This window comes from Mucilaginibacter phenanthrenivorans (assembly GCF_024721155.1).
In the GTDB taxonomy this organism is placed as follows: domain Bacteria; phylum Bacteroidota; class Bacteroidia; order Sphingobacteriales; family Sphingobacteriaceae; genus Mucilaginibacter; species Mucilaginibacter phenanthrenivorans.
Map to the genome: position 1 here is coordinate 863426 of NZ_JAHVAP010000001.1, position 20889 is coordinate 884314.

Below are 20889 nucleotides of genomic sequence, written 5' to 3' on the forward strand. Positions count from 1 at the left end.
TGCGTTAAACAAACTTTACCGTCGTAAATTTCATTAAAATCATCAACGAAAAAGGAACGCTATGGAACATAAGGCAAAATCAATCCGGCCATTTATCGGGGCTGAGAACTATGAAATATCAAGAAGTTTCTATCGTGACCTGGGGTTCACAGAAAGTGTTTTGGCTCATAACATGTCGTATTTCAAAACCGGAGCATTCGGATTTTATCTGCAGGATGCTTACGTCAAAGACTGGATAGATAATTCGATGATTTTTCTGGAAGTTGAAGATGTCGAACGGCATTGGAATGAACTTGTGGCCTTAGATCTTCCAGGTAAATATAAGCGAGTGAAACTAACCCCGATTCGGGTGGACTACTGGGGCAGGGAATGCTTTCTGCACGACCCGTCAGGAATCCTTTGGCACTTTGGTGAGTTCAATAAATAGCCGAAACATTCGGGTGCGTTTCATTCAAATGCCCCCCAGATATCAAAAACTACAAAAAAAAATCATTTTTCAGCAAGTGCGTTTCGATAGGAAGCCTGTAATTTCACCATTATAATCCAATTATAAACAACCTGGTAATTTTACTGCTTAATGATTTATCAAACTCATGTACGTGTGCTGCCAATTGCTGAAAAACAAAATCGCAAGAGTGCCTTCTTAACGGTTACACTGATCCTTATATTTATATTCTTCGCCGGTTGCCCTGGATCGCTCCGCGCACAAATCACAGGTTATCCGCCGGTAACAGCAACGAAGAGCGGGGTGCTTAACCCGCATTCACCCGACCCGGTTATGAATTATAAATGGAAAAATCCAAAAGCGACCGACGGCCTTGAGAGCTACCAGTTACGGCCCAGGAGTTGGACAGCATCTAACGCGGCCAGCTTTAACACGACAAATTTTAAAAAGAACAATGTCATTACTGTAAACGGTACGGGTGACATCAGGTTTGATTTTGGCCAGGAAAATGCCGGCTGGCTGGAATTTGATAGCGCTGATCTGACTGACAGCATAACAATGAGTATCAGTGAATATAATCAACCGCCCATTTATTCATCAACTTATCCGCCAAAAACACTGCCCCCTAAAAAGCATGGAAACACTTATCGACTGGAATTGAACACTGAGTTATATGAAGGGGTAAGGTTTGGCTGGATCCACGTACGATCATTTTCCAAAACCTGGCATATTACCAACTTGCGATTGATTTGCCAGGTAAGGCCCACCAACTATAACGGAAGTTTTTCGTGCAGCGATACTTTGCTTACGCGAATCTGGTACACGGGTGCATATACGGTAAAGCTGAACCTGCTTAAAGACTATTTAGGTGCAATTTTAATGTATCGGGGCGACAGGTTTTCCTGGACCGGTGATGCACATCCGGCGCAGGCAGCTTCGATGGTGGCATTTGGAAATTATGATTTCATAAAGAAAAACATCGCTTATACCTCCACGCAAAGTAATGGAATCAGGAGCTATGCGCTTTATTGGGTATTAAGCCTGATTGATTATTATAAATACACCGGCGACACCGCAACACTTAAGAATTACATTGACAACGCATGTGCGAAGCTTGATGATGCATACAAAGTCTATGGAACCAACCCAAATTTGGAATATTACGGATGGGATGAGCGGTTGGGGGCGGGATTTGAACATCCCAATATCCCGGAACCGCAAAATTCATATAAAATGCTTTCCATACGCGCCTGGAAGGAATTTTCGGTAGCTATGGGCATGTGTGGCAGGACCGACCTGCGTGACAAATACAATAATTACGCAACTGAAAAAATTGGCGCCTTGCGGAATAGCGGGATGTGGTACCGGGATTTTGGTCTTCACGCAGGTGCGGATGCAATCACAACCGGCCTACTCAACACTGGCGAAAAAGATGCGATTTACGAAAAGAGCTTTACCGACAGGGTAAATCGCATTTCATATTCCCCGTTCAATCAGTATTTTGTGATCCAGGCATTTGCCCTGATGAACAAATATGACGACGCATTGGGCTCCGTTCGCGATCTATGGGGAGGCCAGGTAAAATATGGAGGCACTTCTTTTTTTGAAGATTACCGCCCTTCCTGGAATGCACTCGTTGGTAAGAATGGCCCGGTCCCTAACAACCAGTGCGGCTTTACCAGCTTGTGCCATCCCTGGGGGGCGGGTGTTACGAAATGGCTTAGCGAGGAAGTGCTCGGGATAAAACCGACCGCGCCCGGTTTTGCCACTTTTGATATAATTCCGCACCTGGGCCGTACGCTTACAAACGTTTCAGGGAAGACACCAACTTTAAAGGGGAATATAAATGCAAGTTTTAATATTTCTACCGGGATGTGTTCGGTGTCTTCTCCCGCCGGAACTATAGGCAGGATTGGTATTCCAAAAGCAGGAAAGGCTATTACCAGTGTTAAAATTAACGGGGTATTGGCATGGGATGGTTCTTTTCATTCTGTTCATGGTTTCAGTGGTGCAAGTGAGGATGCTGAGTTTATCTACTTTACACGTATGTTGCCCGGAAATTATAAGATTATTGCAAAGTATAGCGGCACTACACCAAAATATACTGAGCCTGTTGCATCCTATGCGGCCAGTTATATTGGAATTGATACAACCACCAGCGGGAATTGGGGTGGGGTGTACGGAAAGGATGGCTTCGCATTGTGCAATTATAACGACAACGGAAAAGATAAAACAAGCTTGCCATCATACGTCTCATCCATCAACTACTATAAGGTAAAGGGCAACAACCTGCCCCGTAATACTGTTTGGGCTTCAAATACTAATGATCGCAGGGCACCGGCGCCGGATGCAGCTAACAGCTTCCCCAGGGCGGCAGCCTGTCTATATGCCATGGACGCAGATCAGATAGGATATACTTTCACTTCCACCATCACTATAAAAGGTACGCATGATTATAAGGTATCGCTCTATTTTGTTGATTGGGATAAAAAGGGAAGAAAAATTGCAGTTGAAATGTTCGATGCGGAAACATCCAACCTGGTTGCACCTGTAAAAATTGTGGAAAATTGTGTTGGTGGTGCGTACGTTACTTATTCATATAACAAATCGGTAAAATTCCGGATCAATGTGGTACGTGGCGATAATCCTGTATTGAGCGGAATATTTTTTGATCCAACTTCAACAAAAAACGTTAAGTAAATACCAGGGAAGTAGGTGCAGACAGGTCAGGACAGTTGGTAAATTTGATTGGTTAGATTTGCGAACCATTTTTCCCGGCGACCCGGGAAAAGCCTGAATAAATCTGTTCGTAATAAATTGAGGATAAATTATAATTGAAATTATACCAATTACAATTGCTGTTTACGTGCGACATTTTTTTCGGCAATAAAACCGACGGCATTTTAATTTTCTGAACGATAAAAGATGAAGCCCGATAAAATAAATGATGATGCTGAACTTGTCAGGAAATTAAAAAATAACGACGAGGACGCAATGATCATTCTCTACCAAAATTATTGGCGGGGGCTGTACATATCTGCGTTTAAGATTTTAAAGGATAAGGAAGCCTGTGAGGATATTATCCAGGACTTATTTATTAAAATTTGGAATAATCGTGATAGTTTAAATATTACATCATCCGTGCAGGGATATCTTTCCGCATCGGTACGTTACGAGGTATACCGGAAAATTCGGGAGGTAAAAAAACACGAACCTATTATCAACGATCTCATGGAGATCGTTGCTGATCTCTCAGTTTCCGACCTCTTGGAATACAAAGAATTACAAACCCAAATATCGCAGGTAATTGATACACTGCCTGAAAAATGTAAAGAGGTCTATCATCTTAGCCGCAACGAGCTTTTAAGTCATAAGGAGATCTCAGAAAAGCTTTCAATTTCACCAAATACTGTCCGCAATCACCTTACAAGAGCCTTACATCAACTGCGAATCGGCCTAACCCAAATAGTACTGATTATTTTGTCATTTATTTTCTTCAGGTAGCTATTTTCCGCCCACGCACAGGTATTCTCCATCAGAAAAAAAAATATTTTTTCGACTAGGACATCTCACCGTTTTTCTACTCTTGGATTAAAGACCCAATTGTGAACAAAAAAGAATTTCTCGAACTTTTAGACAAGTATCTTGCCGGTAATGCCTCAAATGAGGAGGAGCAATTTTTGTTTGACGTATACCAGCGTTTGGAAGATAAGTACGAATGGAGCACAGATGAAATGGAAACCCTCGATCAGCTGGAGCACAGGCTGATCCGGCGTTTTAAGAATTCAATCCAGCAAACAGCGAACGCCGATGAATTCGAAAATGTTAAACCGATCAGGAATTATTTCAATAAGGATTTAGTCATCCGGATTGCTGCTATCCTGCTTGTTTTTTTAAGCATTGGACTATTCTGGTTCAATAAAAACACAACCAAAACCAAGGCGATTTTTGCCTTTAACGAGTTAAAAAATCCAATTACCCACATTAATAATACCGGGGCAACCGAAAAGATAACCTTTCCGGACAACAGTTTTGTTGATCTGAAGGCTGGGAGCAAGGTTGTATACGGACGGGATTTTTCAGGATCGCTGAGGCAGGTATACCTGGAGGGTGAGGGGTTTTTCCAGGTTACGAAGGATCACACAAGACCATTTATAGTTTATACCGATAAAGTGGTAGCTAAGGTTTTGGGTACAAGCTTTATTGTTAAAAGCGGTTTAAATAATACAGTTGCCGGCGTAATTGTAAAAACGGGAAAGGTTGCTGTTTTTAAGGCAACCGAATTTACTAAGGAGAATATCACATCGAACTTAAACGAGGGTGTAGTACTGCTGCCCAACCATGCTGCTGATCTGAATATAGTAGCGAAGCAGCTAGAGAAAAAGCTATCCACATCACCTGAAATATTAAAACCGGTAAAGATAGAAAGCTTTGATTTTGACAACACGCCAATTCCGGCGGTATTTTCAAAACTGCAGGACAACTATGGGATAACTATTGTATATGACAAGGTTAAATTCAGTTCATGTTCGCTTTCTGTAAATATGGGAAAGGAAGACTTTTATCAAAAACTAGACCTTATCTGCCGTACAATTAACGCATCGTACCAGGTTCGTAACGGAGATGTATATGTTTCCGGGGCCGGGTGCGGGGTAAACCAATAAACCGAATAACCTAAATTATTAAGGAAGGAGAAAAAATGAGATAAAAACAGACCAACCCACATTCCATAAAAAAGGCGGCTAATGAACTAACATTAACCGCCCTTAACCGCAGATCTTCTCACGGACGCGGAAAGTTTTGAACCAATTGTTAAACCGAACAAAACCAAGTAAAAATATGAAAAAAGGATTACCTTTTTCACTAGCTACTGCTATAATGAAAATTTCGCTTGTATCAGCCTTCATTTTTTCCTTTTCGCTCTGTGCCTACTCAACAGTTTCTGTAGGCCAGGAAATTTACAACAAGGAAATAAGCGTGGCTGCCAAAGAACAGAATATTAAATTCACCCTCGACAAGATTGCAAAAGCTGCCGGGGTAAAATTCAGCTATAGCCCGGAGCTAATTCAGGCTGTAAGAAAAGTAACGCTTGTTGAGCGCAATAAAAGATTATCCTACGTATTGGATAAACTTTTACCTCCGCTTAACATCAGCTATAGTTATTTTAATAATTACATCGTATTGAATAAGACGGCATCGCGAATTGAAAATAACCAGGCACAGCCATCATCAATAAACACGATTGCCATAGAGGTATCCGGTAAAATTATGGATACCAAAGGGCTGGCGTTACCGGGTGTTAGCATACAGATCAAAGGAACAACCAGCGGCACCGTTAGCGACGCAAGCGGAGCCTACAAAATTACAGTTCCGGACGATAACGCCGTGCTGGTTTTTAAATACCTGGGGTATCTTACCCAGGAAGTGGTGGTTTCTGGTCGTGGAACCATTAACATCACCATGCTCGAAGATGCTAAAAACCTGGATGAGGTTGTTGTGGTGGCTTACGGTAAAACTACGCAAAGAAGCTCAACCGGGGCATTACAAAGCGTAAATTCAAAGGAACTGGAAGATATTCCTGCCTCACAATTTACTCAAAAGTTACAGGGTAAATTAGCGGGTGTAGAAATAGCACAGACTTCAGGAACACCAGGACAGGGATTACAGGTAAGAATCAGGGGTTCGGCCTCTATTTCTACCTCTTCGGTACCTTTATACGTAGTTGATGGTGCACCGATTGCTGGTGATATAAGCAATATTAACCCGGACGAAATTGAAACCGTAACCGTTTTGAAGGATGCGGCCTCCACCGCATTGTATGGATCACGTGCTGCCTTTGGTGTAGTGCTAATCACAACTAAAAGCGCAAAGGCTGGTCAGACCAATGTTAGTGTGAATGCTTACAGTGGTTTTCAAAAAATGCCTCAAAAAGGCCGTCCGGATATGATGGATGGCGCAGAATGGGCGGAATTTAAAAAAGAATCATATGAAGATCTCGGACAACCGGTTCCGGCTGCCTTTCAGAATCCTTCGCAATATGGAAAGGGAACCGACTGGTATGGAGCGATGCTTCGCACAGGTAAAATAAGTGATTATAGCGTGTCGGTAAGTACAAATAAAGATAAATTCAGCAACTCATTCACGGCTGGCTATTATACACAGGATGGTGTTGTGTTGAATTCCAACTATACCAGAATTTCTCTCCGGAATAATGCAGTATATAAAGTAACGGATAATTTCAGAATAGGAGTGAATATCGCACCGGTTGTTAATTACGGTAATGTCGCGCTGACAGACGGTTTTTTTGCCGGCGGCAATGGCTTGTTAGCCAATGCAGGATTAACCCCCCCGATTCTCAATTATAAAAACCCCGATGGTTCACTGCCGGTTACGGTGACAACCCCAGGTATTACTGCATTTAATACCCCAAACTGGGTACGATCTATACAGGATATAAAAAACCAGGTCAATACAAACAGGTTATTGTCCAATGTATATGCGGAGTACGAGCCAATCGCAGGGTTAACGCTTAAGTCCAGTATCAATTTTGATTTGGGACAAACGTCCCATAACTACTTCCAGCCTTCGACCGCATCGTTGGGTTTCGCGTCAACGCCCAGTGCTCTTAATGCGAGTTTAGGTCAAAACAATAGTGGTTATTATTCATGGACTTCTGAAAACACCGCAACCTATACAAAGCGGATTAACAAACACGAGTTTGACTTACTTGCAGGTTATACTGTTCAACGATTCAGAAGTGACGCGACAAATGTAAGCGGATCAGATTTTCCAGATGACAGGATACAGACCATTGATGCAGCACTTGTTAAAAACCCATCTTCGATGGATGTCGAGGAATGGGCACTTATTTCCTATCTGGCGCGTTTAAACTACGACTATGATCACAAGTATCTTTTCAGCGCCAGTATCAGGCGCGACGGATCTTCCCGTTTCGGGATCAATAACCAATATGGAAATTTTCCAGCGGTCTCAGCAGCCTGGGTAGTTAGCGAAGAACCTTTTGCCAAAAAGATCGACGCATTGTCCTTCATGAAAATTCGCGGAAGTTACGGCCTGGTAGGTAATAATAATATCGGAAATTATACACAATACGCCACCGTCAACAGCGGGGTCAATTCTCCTTTCGGCGCTACAACAGAAAGCGGTATAGCAGTTACCGGCCTTGGAAATAGCAATTTAGGATGGGAAAACACCAATGAACTGGATTTGGGTGTAGAGATCGGCATCCTTAAAGGCAGGGTAAATTTCACTTATGATTACTACAATAAAAAAACATCAAATCTTTTATTCTCACTTCCTGTGCCTCTTGAATCAGGATTTTCTTCTTTCCCCGGTAACATCGGTGAAGTAAAATTCTGGGGACATGAATTTTCAATTAATTCTAATAACATGGTTGGAAAATTTAAGTGGAATACCGGTTTTAATATTGCTTTCAGCAATAATAAGGTGCTCAAACTTTCCGGGTTAACCAATGCGATCTATACCTATACCGGCGTTGGTGAAACGATTACAAAAGTGGGTTCGCCAATTGGCCAGTTTTATGGACTTGTCCAGAAAGGCGTGTACAAAAATCAGGCGGATTACGATAATTCACCTAAAAATGTCGATTCACAGGTAGGTACAATTAAATATAAAGATGTTAACGGAGACGGAGTTATCACATTTGGTGATGGCCCCTCTGGTGATAAGACGGTCATAGGAAACCCTTATCCTAAATTTACTTATGGCATTACCAACAGTTTCTCCTATAAAAATTTCGACCTGTCCATTGTTGCTACCGGATCTTACGGTAATCAAGTTGCAGAAACAAGTGAACAAGGGACTACCAATCTTGATGGGGTTTTCAACGTATTGAAAGCTGTTCAGTACCGCTGGCGGTCACCAAGTGACCCCGGCGCAGGTGTGTTCGGTAAAACTACTGCGGCTACAGGCGATGCGAGAGATCGTTTTAGTTCGCTTTTCATAAAACCCGGAAGCTACCTGGCCATAAAAGATATCACTTTAGGTTATAGCGTTCCTGTGAAAAATTGGAAGCCCGTAAAAAGCATCCGCCTTTACAGCAGCGTTCATCAGGCTTTTGTATTCACTAAATATGATGGTGCAAATCCAGAAATTGGAACAGATGTGGGTGGCAACCCGCCGAACGCGCTGATTCAGGGTTTCGACTTCTCCGCTTATCCTGTGCCAAGAACAATAACATTCGGACTGAATGTTAATCTTAATTAAAGCCATTTTATCATTATAAAAAAGATAATTATGAAAATCAAAATATTTGCAATTGTCCTGCTGGTAAGTTTGGCGGGCTGTAAAAAAAGCTTCCTGGAAATCCCATCCAAGACCGCTCTGAGTACAACTGTTTATTTCAAATCTGAAAGCGATTTCCAACAAGCCATCAACGGAGCATACGCGCCTTTGCGCGGTGCTTACAACGGATCGAGCGGGGCGTGGGCAATGGGTGAGTTGCGGTCGGATAATACGACCTACGTATACAACCCCAATGACCGGGGAAATGTTCAGGGAGAATATGTCTGTGACTTCCTGGACGATAACACTAGCGGAACTACGCCTAATAAATACTACTCTGATTACCAGCTTATCGCCAGGGTAAATCAGATCCTGGCACTTATTGACGGGGTGCCTTTCGATGCCAGCGATAAAAATAACATCAAAGGTCAGGCCTATTTCCTACGCGCTTTTTGCTATTTTGACCTTGTGCAATATTTCGGAAGCGTTCCGCTTCATTTAAAGCCGGTAAGCACACTCGCCGAAACAGCGCTGCCTTTAAGTTCTGCGGATGTTATCTATAAACAGATCATCGCTGATGCACAACAAGCCAATACATTGCTCCCCGGTAAAGCAACACAGGAGCCAGGAAGAGTAACATCCGGTTCTGCAAAAACACTGCTTGGCAACGTATACATCGTATTAAAACAATGGGCCGACGCGGAAACTATACTAAAAACAATTACAGGGTATTCATTGCTACCGAACTATGCTGATATTTATAATGTCTCCAATAAAAATAACGCGGAATCTATTTTTGAAATTCAGTATAAAGAAGGTACAGAGGGGTTTGCCAGCAGTTTTTTTTACACTTTTTTGGTAGAACCAGTTACTGCTGGGGAAGTTACGGCCGTTACAGGAATTCCTGAAAATGGCCACACTGGTGAAGGGTATAATATTCCAACGCCCGATATCATTGGTGCTTATGAACCTAACGATACCCGGAAGAACGCGTCAATTGCTTATATAACTGCCAGTGGTGTAAGTTATCCTTTTATCAATAAATACAATCATCCGCATGCCTTGTCAGGTAATACAAATGATAACTGGCCGGTTTACAGGTATGCTGAAGTTTTGCTGTTTCTTGCCGAAGCGCTCAATGAGGAAAATAAACCCTCAGAAGCGATCCCTTACCTCAACCAGGTTAGGGCGCGCGCCGGTTTACCCGCAACTGCTGCCGCATCACAAACGGACGTGCGAAATGCGATCATCAAGGAAAGAAGAGTTGAGTTGGCATTTGAGAATAAAAGATGGCTTGACCTTGTGCATTTTGGACTTGCAGACCAGGTGATGAAAGCGTATGGCGCAAAGGTTAAGGCAAATCCGCAGGCTTATTATTTCCCTGTTGGTTTTAGCCCGGCTCCTACAGCGTATACTAATATTCGGATCTTATTCCCGATCCCGGCATCGGAAGTAGCACTTAATCCTTATTTTTAAGGGAGGAATAGGTAAGTAAAAAAAAGCAAAGCATAGCCGGTTAGAAGGGTATGCTTTGCTTGTTATAAATATAATCAAATCAATGGCTTATAACTGATTGCATATTACATTAACTATGAGAATATTCCCATTTATCATTTGCTTTTTAGTCATCTGTAAAATTTCTTCGGGTCAAAACAGCGCTATCCCTCCATACAGATCTGAAGATTTCAAAACGATTGAAGCCGGGTTTATCACCGCACCGGATTCCATCCAAACCAGTGTTTACTGGTACTGGTTATCAGGTAACGTTTCAAAACAGGGTGTCGTTGAGGATCTTGAAGCTATGAAGAAGGTTGGGATCAACCGGGCGTTCATAGGGAATATCGGGTTAAACGATGTGCAGCAGGGAAAAGTAAAATTTCTCTCGGATGAATGGTGGGATATTTTGCACACCGCCCTTAAAATAGCTACCCGATTAAACATCAAGATTGGAATTTTTAATGGCCCGGGATGGAGCCAATCGGGCGGTCCATGGGTTCGGTCTGATCAAACTATGCGTTATCTCACTTCGTCACAGGTAATGGTGAAAGGGCCGGTTTTATTTAATAAACAATTGGTAAAACCACAGGTAAACTTCCATGATGTAAAAGTTCTCGCTTATCCTGTTCCTGCGGATTATAACACAGATATTAGTGTGCTAAAACCTAAACTTTCATCAGAGCAACCCATTGATTCGCTTAATAATTTAATGGATAATAACATAACGACCGGCATCCATTTCAAAAACAATGAACCATTTTCAATAGATATAAATACAACAAAGCCATATACGCTACGCAGCGTTACGATATCAGTCTTACACCAGGCGGTTTATTTTGAGGGTGATATCCAGGTAAAAGTGAATAACGCCTACGTTACTGTTAAGCATTTTACGGTTGATAGAAGAAGCCCCGCGCTGAATTTTGGCTTTTTACCGTGGGCAGAATCGGCAATTTCGGTTCCTGTTACAACATCCGCCAATTTCAGGTTGTCGCTCACAAAAATTTCAGGTAATTCAGGTATATCAGAATTAAAGTTATCGTCAACTTCCATGGTTGATAGTTATATGGAAAAAACGCTGGCTAAAGCCTGGCAAACCGAAGATCTGATCTGGAACGCTTACGTATGGGGAATGCAATCTAATGAACATTCAAAATATGTGATCGATCCAACGAAGGTTATTGATGTTTCAAAGTATATGGCCGCCGATGGTACACTTAACTGGAAGGTGCCCGCTGGAAACTGGATGATTGAGCGTTCGGGCATGGTACCCACAAATATGCATAATGAGCCTGCAACACCTGAAGCCACGGGTTATGAAACGGACAAAATGAGCAAGCAGCATATCAGCGAACATTTTGACGCCTACATCGGACAGATCCTAAAACGAATCCCCCCTGAGGATCGGAAAACATTTACCGTGGTAGTTGCTGACAGTTATGAAACGGGCAGTCAAAACTGGACCGATCTGCTGATCCCGGAATTTAAAAGGAAATATAACTATGATCCAACACCCTTTATTCCCGTTTTACAGGGTAAGGTAGTTGGAAATCCGGATGTTTCGGACCGTTTTCTATGGGATTTGCGGCGGCTCATAGCGGACGACGCCGCCTTTAATTATGTGGGCGGGTTAACGGAAGTCAGTCATAAGCACGGCTTGACCACCTGGCTGGAAAACTACGGCTATTTTGGTTTTCCTGCGGAATTCCTGCAGTACGGCGGTCAATCGGACGAAGTTGCCGGGGAGTTTTGGGGTGGGGGACGACTTGGCACAGTGGAGAATAGGGCGGCTTCATCAGCGGCCCATATTTATGGGAAGATCAAGGTATCATCAGAGTCTTTCACATCGGCCGACAATTCCTGGCGGGCGTATCCCGGTATGCTGAAACCACGCGGGGATCGCTTTTTTACCGATGGCGTAAACAACACCTTGTTACACGTCTTCATTCACCAACCCGACAGCACCGCTAAGCCCGGTATAAGCGCCTGGTTTGGAACAGAATTTAACAGGGCAAATACGTGGTTCTTTGACATGGATATATTTTTGAAATACCTTAAGCGATGTAACCTGATGCTTCAGCAAGGGCAATATGTTGCTGACGTTGCCTATTTTATCGGCGAAGACGCTCCCAGGTTGATGGGTGGTACTGATCCTGCACTTCCTAAGGGTTATTCATTCGATTATATAAACGGCGACGTAATTAAGAACAAGCTATCAGTAAAAAACGGTAAGCTTATGTTGCCAAATGGTATCAGCTACAGCATCCTGGTATTGCCAAAGCTTACAACCATCCGCCCGGAACTGTTGTCAAAAATCAGAGAGTTGGTGCAAAACGGTGCTGTGGTGTTAGGGCCAAAACCCGAAAGATCGCCAAGTTTAGAAGGCTACCCGCAGGTTGATAAGCAGATAAAATCAATGGCCGATGAGTTGTGGGGCAATATCGACAGCACAAAGAATAAAGTAAATCACTACGGCAAGGGACTGGTTATAAGCGGCATGAATATGCAGGAGGCATTAGATCTGGTAAAAGCTATTCCTGATTTTAAGGTTAACAGCGACTCAGTCCTTTTCATCCACAGGCAACTAAAGGATGGTTCGATCTATTTTATCTCTAACCAGAAAAACAAACCCATTAGCATTACGGCTGATTTTCGAAGTGTGGGTAAAAAACCAGAGCTATGGGATGCAGTGACAGGCGACGTTCGCGACCTCCCGTCATTTCATCAAACGGGTATCACCACTTTGGTTCCGATCAAACTTGCAGCAAACGGGAGTGAATTTATTGTTTTTAGAAAGGAGGGAACAACCGGAGATACGACAAAATCAAATTATCCGGTTGCGAAAAAAAGCATCGATATATCAACGCACTGGACTGTAACCTTCGATAACAAGATGCGGGGCCCTGAAAAACCTGTAATATTTAACACATTGACGGATTGGTCAGTTAACGCAAATGACAGCATAAAATATTATTCGGGGGCAGCGTATTACCGCAACATATTCAAAATAGATAAACTAGAAAAAGGGGCGAACTATGTAATTGATCTTGGCATGGCAAAGGACATTGCTAAAATAACGGTAAACGGTATTGAAGTGGGCGGAGTATGGACACCACCTTACCTGCTTGATATTACCAGGGCACTTAAACCAGGCGAAAACAAGCTGGAAATAAAAATTGTGAATACGTGGACCAATCGTTTGATGGGAGATAAACTCTTACCGGCAGATCAAAGAAAAACATCAACCTTATTTTTCCCTGATCCGGGGCATGGTTTGGAATCCTCAGGATTATTGGGGCCAGTCAAAATCGATGTTTTTAATTAGTAATAAGATGGAAGTCTGCTGATCAATTTGAAGTTAATTGCTTTATGAAGAACCTGATGGCGGAAAGATATCGCCGGCTTATTGCTTAATTGGAAATGTTAGTGCAGCGACGTATTTTGATTCCTGAACTCCTTGGGTGGCATATTGTTCTTCTTTTTAAATAAACGTGAGAAGTAAAATATAGAATCGAAGCCTGTTTGCCAGGCAATTTCGTTGATTGTTAAATTGGTGCCTGTGAGCAATTCCTTTGCCTTGTCTAATCGCAGGTTAAGTTGGTATTGATTGGGCGATAACCCGGTGACACTTTTAAAAACCTTCCGGAACTTCGAGTATCCCATCGGAAGTTCCCTTACCATTTCTTCTAAGTTTACAGGTTTCTCAATTGATTCCTGCAAAAGAAATTTGGCCTTGGAAATAAGCCTTGTTTGGTTATCGATAGGGTAGGCGTGGTATTTACATACAGCATTTAACAAACCTAATATTTGCAGCGTAATACCGGTGATCAGCTGCCGGTAGCCCGGTTCAGCCAATGCGACTGTTTTAATGAGTGAATGAAAAAGCTGCAACAGATCCTCGTTCATACCAACATCAATAAAGGGATCGGCAGCTTTAAATACTCCTTTTTGCATAAGTTCGTTGGGATAACTTCCGTTAAAGCCAACCCAATATTCCTCCCATCCGGATTGGGGATGTGGCTTATACCGGTGCCAAACGCCCGGAAAGAGAAAAAAACAGGTCCCCGCCTTTACCGTTCTTGCCTTGGTTTTGGCTGATTCAAGAATCCCTTCACCTTTGGTAATAAATACAACGTAGTACCCGTCAAGAATTCTTCCCTTGTCCCAGGTGAAGGAATGGTCCATGGGATGTTCACGGTTGTTAGGGTAGTTTTTGTTCGGGCCCACTTTGGCAGAGCCGACGGTGTTGACAAAAAATCCCCATTCCTTTTCGGGTTCCCCTACATTGATATACTTACGATAGTTTTGCATCTACAAATATTATTTCCGCCGGAAATAGACAGTTGTCAAATCCGGGGAGTTGAAATATAATTATATAATTGGTTACCTGTAGGCCTTATAACTTACAACATCAAATATACTGGCCATAATGCCAGAAAGTGCAAATATTTAATACTTTTAATCGCTTATAAAGCGGGGAGAATAGAATTTTTGTCTTTAAACCGCAGTTGCTAAATTCACCTAGCGATGCTGTCGATAGTTAGCGCAGTTACCCGTTAGCCAGCCTTGTCATTACGGGTGAGGAACCGGTATATTTTTTAAAAAAATTGGCGAAATAAGCAGGCTCTTCAAAGCCAAGGCCATTGGCTATCTGTGCAATACTCCAGTCTGTATGCTTCAATAAGGCGTGAGCCTCCTTTAAAATTCGCGCCGAAATATGCTGACTAGTCGTCTGCCCTGTAACGTCCCTAACAGACCGGTTCAAGTGATTTGTATGTACAGAGAGGTTTTTCGCATAATCATTAGCTGTTTTTAATTTCAGGAATTGTTCGGGCGAATCAATAGGAAACTGTCTTTCCAGCAGCTCCAAAAACAAGTTGGTGATCCGGGCCGCTGCGCTGGTATTGGTTTCGTACAAAGTAACCGGCGCTATCTTTAAGGCTTCATGCATCAGAATGCGCAGGTAACTGCGTAACAGATCGTACTTATTGGCATAATCTGAATCCATTTCTTCCATCATCCTGCCAAGTGTCCCCGAGAAAAAGGTTAGCTGCTCGTCGTTTAAAAAAACAATGTGGTTGCTGCCTACCTTAAACGGGGAGAAGTCTTGCAGGGCGCCTTTATGTTCATGTGATTCGATGAAATCCTGGGTAAACAAACAAAAGCACCCCGTTTGCGGTCCGGGTCCGGATTCCCATGATGACGGTACCGAGGGACTGGAAAATACCAGCGCGGGTTGGTTAACCACCACCTTCGTGTCCGCATAGTGCATTATTCCATTACCTATCACCAATGCTATTTTATAAAAATCCCGACGGCTGAACGGCGTCCTGGTGAGGCAGGGTTTACGCAAAAAAACGTTGAAATGTCCCTGCCCGGTATTGTTCTCAGCAAATACCCTTTGGTTCTCAACGGGGTGGCGACGATAGAATTCTTCGAGTGTTTCCGTGTTAAGCATGTTCAAAGGTATCCATTATTTGATTATTATAAGCAATATGACGATTTGATGATATACAAAAAACAAATTGTTTGAATATTATAAATATCTGCTTGAATACTATAAATGCGAAACAGCCGAGCCCCGCTACTTTTGCGCTATGGAAACCGGTTTTAGAAAATGGATCATTGTTGTTACGATCATTACCTCCACTATAATTGAGCTTATTGACACCACTATTGTCAATGTATCGATCAATACCATGAGCGGGAACCTGGGTGCTTCGCTGGAGGACACCGCCTGGGTTATCACCTCTTATGCCATTGCGAATGTGATCATTATCCCGATGACGAGCTTCCTTGCGGAAAAGATCGGCAGAAAGCAATACTACATTGGATCTATATTATTATTTACGTTGGCTTCCGCTATGTGCGGGTTCTCCCACAATTTATGGGAACTGGTAGCTTTCCGTTTTTTCCAGGGAATTGGAGGTGGCGCTTTATTGTCCACTTCGCAGTCCATTCTTTTCGAAACCTTTCCGGTAAAGGAACGTGCAACCGCCAGCGGGATCTTCAGCCTGGGGATAATTATCGGTCCATCCATAGGGCCGGTGATGGGTGGCTATATCGTTGACAATTTATCATGGCAATGGATTTTTTATGTGAATATTCCCATCGGGCTTTTAGCTGCAGTTTTATCCTATATTTACCTTAAGCCCACAAAAAAAACTGAAGACGGGCGAAGTATCGATTGGCTCGGCATCTTTCTATTGGCAGTTGGTGTCGGCTCCCTTCAGGTTATATTGGAAAGAGGGGAGACCGATGACTGGTTCGCAGCGACATATATCATTGTACTAACAATAATTTCGACTCTTTCTCTTGCTATTTTAGTTTGGTGGGAACTCAACATCGAACACCCGGTAATTAACTTGCGTGTTTTAAAAAGCACCACATTGTCTATTTCAGCGATTATGACCTTTGTGCTGGGCTTTGGCTTGTTCAGCGCGGTTTTTGTTTTCCCGTTGTATTCTCAGCGCATTATAGGCTATTCGGCGTTCCAGACGGGCACTATGCTGTTACCCGGAACATTGATGGCCGCAATGATCTCACCTTTTTTAGGTAAAATGCTACAGAGCGGCATTCGCCCGCAATACCTCATCATCCTTGGCTTTGGTTTGTCAGCCATCTTTGGATATATGATGTCAGGCTCGAACCTGGAAACCGGTGGTGCATATTTCTTCATTCCGCTGATATGCCGGGGACTTGGCGCTGCATTGTTAATCGTGCCATTAACGGCGCTGGCCGTTTCCGAATTGAAACCGGCTGAAATACCACAAGGGGCGGCCCTCAATAATATGATGCGGCAAATGGGCGGGTCATTTGGAATAGCACTTATCAATACTTATATCGCTCACCGTGAAGCAGCAAACCGTACATCCCTCATCGCCCATGTCACTGCATCTGATCCGTTTACTATTGCGCGCCGCCAGTCCTATATCAGCAATTTCCTGGCTCACGGCGCGACCTATCTTCGTGCACTCCAGGCATCACTAGGAGCGCTGGAAAATACAGTAGTCAGGCAGACCTTTCTGTTGAGTTATATGGATGCGTTCCTGCTGCTTGCAATTTTAAATGCATGCTGCATCCCGTTAGTGATCCTTACTATCAAAAAGAGACCGGTCGCAAAGGTGGGTAAGGTAGAGCTGCCGGATGCGCACTGATTACGGATGGCCAAATCAAAACTTTGTTCCAAAATTGTAATGAATATTTGACCTACCACATTTCATTGAATACACACTTAATTCAGAGTTGAGAATTAAGTGTGTATAACTGAAAAACTTAAAGTATGGATACCAGTTCGGCTATGCGATTGGAAATGCCAACCTCATTGTCATACCAGGCCACCACCTTCACCAGTTTTCCAATTGATTTAGTCAGGTTGCCGTCTACAATTGAGCTGTGGGTATTGCCTAAAATATCAGCCGAAACAAACTGCTCTTCAGTATATTGCAAAATACCCTTTAGCGAATTGTCTGCATATTGTTTTATTATGGCATTCAGATCTTTAGCTGAAACCTCCTGTTTTAAATTGATTGATAAGTCAACAATCGATCCATCGATCACGGGAACACGATAGGAGAACCCGTCCAGTTTGCCCTTCAGTTCCGGCAGAACGTCGCCGATGGCTTTTGCTGCGCCGGTTGTGGTTGGAATTATTGAATGCGGGGCAGACCGCGCTCTGCGCAGGTCTTTATGTGGTGCATCCTGTAAATGCTGGTCGGCGGTAAAGGCGTGAACAGTCGCCATATAACCAGATTCAATACCGAATTCCTTATCCAGGATATATAATACAGGAGCTATGCTGCCCGTGGTACAGGATGCGGTAGAATAAATCTGGTCGCCACCTATCAATTGGTCGTTTACGCCGTGAACGATAGTTTTTATCCCACCTGTAGCCGGGGCAGTGATCAAAACCTTTTTCGCGCCGGCGTCAATATGTGCCTGTGCTGCAGACTTATCCGTAAAGCGCCCGGTCGATTCAATCACTACATCGATCCCAAATTCTCCCCATGGCAGATTTTTGGGATCTCTTTCGCTCAATAATTTGATCTTTTTTCCGTTCACCAGCATAGCGCCATCTTCTTCGGCTACGGTTCCCGGGAAACGCCCGTGCGCACTGTCATATTTCAGCAGGTGAATCAAGGTTTGGAGGTCCGTCAGGTCATTGATCGCAACGACTTCAATATCATGTTTATCCTGTAAGGCCCGAAGCGTCATGCGCCCGATACGGCCAAATCCATTAATTGCAATTTTCATATTTCTGTAGTTTTAAAAGTCTTTTGTAATCAGATGGCGTAACAGCCAGGTGTCTTAAAAATAACCTTCGCATGGATACCAGGCTACCCAAGCCACAACGCAAAGCAATCTGTTCCAGGGGAACATCGCTTTCCTCAATACAGAGCCGGGCCGCTTCCACACGAAGTTTTTCAATATATTTTGCCGGGGAGATGCCGGTTTGCCTGGTAAAGACCCGGGTGAAGTTCCGGTGACTCATGTTCATTTTTTCCGCTAAGCGCCCTACATCCAGTGGCTCATGCAAACGTTCTGCCAGCCATTCCTTTAGCTGTATTGCAACGGGTGAAGTATCAACCAAGCTACCAAACTGTACCTGGTAAGCCTGCTTGTTCAGGTGAAAAAAGATAAGTCTTCGGGCTATTTCCGCTGCCACAGCCCGCCCGCAATCTTCTTCCACCATTGCTAACGCGAGGTCGATCCCGGAGGAAACGCCGCCGGATGTGAACAGTTGCCCATCTCTTGAGTGAAAGAAATTCCGATCTGGCAACATGCCTGACTTTTCCAGAACGGAACTGCCGACCCCCACAAAACCTATCCGGCGGATTCGGTTATGCGCCACTGATAGCCATTCATAAAATTCCGTGTAGTTTGATCCTGAATCGCTCCCAACAATTAACAACGTATCTATAGTTCCCTCCAGATCTGTTAACTGTAAACAATTGATTTCAATCCCTGAAGAAGCGCGCACCGGTCCTGTACCCGGCGAAACCAATACGACATCGTAAATCCCCCGGAGCCTGTCCGCATGGTTGAATACATCCACCGGACCGGCGAAATCCATCAGTAAATTACCGGACATAACCGCGATCGCGATCTTCTTTCTATCCATAAGTCAAAATTAAAACATTGTATTCCTGTCTCAAAGGACATAAATTATACAATTTAGGCCATCACAGGTAAATTACCATATATTCCCGGCCTATGGTTACCTGGCGTTATTTATTTTAGCACGCCGGTTTATTTATTGTGTTTTTAAAGTAAAGTGTTATTTATACACTATGCTCCGTTTTAAATTGTACTTATCTTTGCCTCGTTACCCTCATTTAATAAGATCATGCAAGCAGAGATCAGCGCCGACAATTCTTCATCCAAAGTTGGTTTAACAATAGCCGGATATGTTATCTTCACATTTGTCGGTTATTTTATAATAGGTTTATCGCTCGGTATTTTACCTGTATTTATCCATAGGCAATTGGGATATAGCGCCATGATAGCCGGGATAGTTATCAGCCTGCAGTATATTACCACATTTATTTTCAGGGGGTATGCAGGACGAATAGTTGATAAAAAGGGACCTAAACCTGCTGTAATTTCAGGCATGATAGGTTTCGCAATAAGTGGCGTGTTGTTATTTTTAGCTTATCTGCTTAAAAGTAACCCTCCAATTTGCTTAGGTATAATTGTGCTAACGCGGTTAATGACAGGCTTTGGTGAGGGTTTAATTGGTTCCAGCCCCATTAACTGGGTAATTATTGCCGTTGGCGATACACATACGGCCAAAGCAATTTCTTATAATGGTATTGCGAGTTATGGGGCACTGGCAATTGGAGCACCTATTGGTATAATTATTAATAATGCCTTTGGAATGAGCAGCATGGGGATACTTATTGTTGCGGCAGCTGTAGCAGGGTTGTTTTATGCCAGGAGCAAAACAGCTTTGAAGGAAAACAGTATTGCCCCGCCCGAATCTTTTTTGAAGGTATTAAGAACAGTAGCGCCATACGGAATTTGCCTTACCCTGGCAGGTCTGGGCTTCGGTACAATCTCAACATTCATTACGCTTTACTATGCATATTTAAACTGGACGAATGCAGTTTTATGCTTATCCGTTTTTAGTACTATGTTTATTGCGGGGCGTATTTTGTTTGCGAGAGCAATAAATAGTTACGGCGGTATTAAAACAGCGATCTTTTTCCTTTCTTTAGAATCGATGGGACTATTGGTACTATGGATTGCCAACACTCCCCAAATAGCGCTGATAGGCGCAGGAATTACCGGACTCGGGTTTTCATTGATCTTCCCGGCCTTAGGTGTCGAAGCTGTTAAACGTGTACCCGGTTCTAATAAAGGCGCGGCACTAGGTAGTTATGGCCTATTTCTTGATCTGTCATTAGGATTGACAGGCCCTTTGATTGGGGGAGTAGCGAGTCACTTCGGAATGACGTACATATTTCTTTTTAGTATGATAATGGTGTTGATAGGGTTGATGCTGGCAGTTGTTATTTACAGCAGGAGAAAGCCTGCGGTATTTGTATAATTGATTTCGGATACGTCGAAATATTTCTGGCACACTCGGGTAAGCGGGATGGCTTTTTATCAACTCAGCTTATGGGTACAGAACTACTTTCCATCGATTTTTTTAGCGTTAAGGTAGGGGCAGCTTACTTCGC

13 protein-coding genes are annotated in these 20889 nt (G+C 43.2%); 9 read left to right on the top strand and 4 right to left on the bottom strand.

The annotated features are described in order from the left end of the window. The first annotated feature begins 61 nt into the window (after positions 1–61). The 7 genes from KXD93_RS03645 (at position 62) to KXD93_RS03675 (ending at position 13532) form a co-directional block, all read left to right on the top strand. Entirely contained in the window at positions 62–427 is a 366-nt protein-coding gene (locus KXD93_RS03645; RefSeq protein ID WP_258135505.1) for a VOC family protein, read from the top strand. A gap of 150 nt (positions 428–577) precedes the next feature. Continuing rightward, the gene (locus KXD93_RS03650; protein ID WP_258135506.1) at positions 578–3145 is read left to right on the top strand and encodes an alpha-L-rhamnosidase C-terminal domain-containing protein; all 2568 of its coding nucleotides are present in this window, start codon (positions 578–580) and stop codon (positions 3143–3145) included. A gap of 225 nt (positions 3146–3370) precedes the next feature. After that, the gene (locus KXD93_RS03655) at positions 3371–3949 is read left to right on the top strand and encodes an RNA polymerase sigma factor (RefSeq protein ID WP_258135507.1); all 579 of its coding nucleotides are present in this window, start codon (positions 3371–3373) and stop codon (positions 3947–3949) included. A gap of 101 nt (positions 3950–4050) precedes the next feature. Next, positions 4051–5109, top strand: coding sequence for a FecR family protein (locus KXD93_RS03660; RefSeq protein WP_258135508.1), 1059 nt, complete (start codon positions 4051–4053; stop codon positions 5107–5109). Between the two features lie 175 nt (positions 5110–5284). Beyond that, complete coding sequence (locus KXD93_RS03665; protein ID WP_258135509.1) at positions 5285–8692, top strand: TonB-dependent receptor; 3408 nt, start codon at positions 5285–5287, stop codon at positions 8690–8692. A gap of 30 nt (positions 8693–8722) precedes the next feature. Next, positions 8723–10186, top strand: a complete 1464-nt coding sequence (locus tag KXD93_RS03670; protein ID WP_258135510.1) for a RagB/SusD family nutrient uptake outer membrane protein — start codon at positions 8723–8725, stop codon at positions 10184–10186. A gap of 115 nt (positions 10187–10301) precedes the next feature. Further along, positions 10302–13532 carry a glycosyl hydrolase gene (locus KXD93_RS03675; RefSeq protein WP_258135511.1) on the top strand — a complete coding sequence of 1077 codons (3231 nt, stop codon included), beginning with the start codon at positions 10302–10304 and terminating at the stop codon, positions 13530–13532. 98 nt (positions 13533–13630) lie between these two features. On the opposite strand, the gene KXD93_RS03680 is transcribed toward KXD93_RS03675, so the two are convergent. Together KXD93_RS03680 and KXD93_RS03685 are read right to left on the bottom strand one after the other, a co-directional pair. After that, on the bottom strand, positions 13631–14518 hold the full coding sequence (locus KXD93_RS03680; protein WP_258135512.1) for an AraC family transcriptional regulator: 888 nt from the start codon (positions 14516–14518) through the stop codon (positions 13631–13633). Between the two features lie 238 nt (positions 14519–14756). Continuing rightward, positions 14757–15665: a helix-turn-helix domain-containing protein gene (locus tag KXD93_RS03685; protein ID WP_258135513.1), complete on the bottom strand. Its 909-nt coding sequence runs from the start codon at positions 15663–15665 to the stop codon at positions 14757–14759. Positions 15666–15804: 139 nt separating this feature from the next. On the opposite strand from KXD93_RS03685, the gene KXD93_RS03690 reads away from it, so the two are divergent. After that, positions 15805–17364, top strand: a complete 1560-nt coding sequence (locus tag KXD93_RS03690; protein WP_258135514.1) for a DHA2 family efflux MFS transporter permease subunit — start codon at positions 15805–15807, stop codon at positions 17362–17364. A 118-nt stretch (positions 17365–17482) separates the two neighbouring features. Here KXD93_RS03690 and gap read toward each other — a convergent pair whose 3' ends face one another. Together gap and KXD93_RS03700 are read right to left on the bottom strand one after the other, a co-directional pair. Continuing rightward, positions 17483–18460 carry a type I glyceraldehyde-3-phosphate dehydrogenase gene (gap, locus tag KXD93_RS03695; protein WP_258135515.1) on the bottom strand — a complete coding sequence of 326 codons (978 nt, stop codon included), beginning with the start codon at positions 18458–18460 and terminating at the stop codon, positions 17483–17485. After that, the gene (locus KXD93_RS03700; protein ID WP_258135516.1) at positions 18444–19328 is read right to left on the bottom strand and encodes a GlxA family transcriptional regulator; all 885 of its coding nucleotides are present in this window, start codon (positions 19326–19328) and stop codon (positions 18444–18446) included. Before KXD93_RS03700 ends, gap begins: the two co-directional genes overlap by 17 nt. A 225-nt stretch (positions 19329–19553) precedes the next feature. On the opposite strand from KXD93_RS03700, the gene KXD93_RS03705 reads away from it, so the two are divergent. Continuing rightward, positions 19554–20756, top strand: a complete 1203-nt coding sequence (locus tag KXD93_RS03705) for an MFS transporter (RefSeq protein ID WP_258135517.1) — start codon at positions 19554–19556, stop codon at positions 20754–20756. Positions 20757–20889 lie beyond the last annotated feature (133 nt).

Excerpts from the sequence above, each read along its gene's own strand:
- KXD93_RS03690 (WP_258135514.1), top strand. The coding sequence starts at position 15,805 with ATGGAAACCGGTTTTAGAAAATGGATCATTGTTGTTACGATCATTACC.
- KXD93_RS03700 (WP_258135516.1), bottom strand. The coding sequence starts at position 19,328 with ATGGATAGAAAGAAGATCGCGATCGCGGTTATGTCCGGTAATTTACTG.
- KXD93_RS03650 (WP_258135506.1), top strand. The coding sequence starts at position 578 with ATGATTTATCAAACTCATGTACGTGTGCTGCCAATTGCTGAAAAACAA.
- KXD93_RS03670 (WP_258135510.1), top strand. The coding sequence starts at position 8,723 with ATGAAAATCAAAATATTTGCAATTGTCCTGCTGGTAAGTTTGGCGGGC.
- gap (WP_258135515.1), bottom strand. The coding sequence starts at position 18,460 with ATGAAAATTGCAATTAATGGATTTGGCCGTATCGGGCGCATGACGCTT.
- KXD93_RS03645 (WP_258135505.1), top strand. The coding sequence starts at position 62 with ATGGAACATAAGGCAAAATCAATCCGGCCATTTATCGGGGCTGAGAAC.
- KXD93_RS03685 (WP_258135513.1), bottom strand. The coding sequence starts at position 15,665 with ATGCTTAACACGGAAACACTCGAAGAATTCTATCGTCGCCACCCCGTT.
- KXD93_RS03665 (WP_258135509.1), top strand. The coding sequence starts at position 5,285 with ATGAAAAAAGGATTACCTTTTTCACTAGCTACTGCTATAATGAAAATT.
- KXD93_RS03705 (WP_258135517.1), top strand. The coding sequence starts at position 19,554 with ATGCAAGCAGAGATCAGCGCCGACAATTCTTCATCCAAAGTTGGTTTA.
- KXD93_RS03675 (WP_258135511.1), top strand. The coding sequence starts at position 10,302 with ATGAGAATATTCCCATTTATCATTTGCTTTTTAGTCATCTGTAAAATT.
- KXD93_RS03680 (WP_258135512.1), bottom strand. The coding sequence starts at position 14,518 with ATGCAAAACTATCGTAAGTATATCAATGTAGGGGAACCCGAAAAGGAA.
- KXD93_RS03655 (WP_258135507.1), top strand. The coding sequence starts at position 3,371 with ATGAAGCCCGATAAAATAAATGATGATGCTGAACTTGTCAGGAAATTA.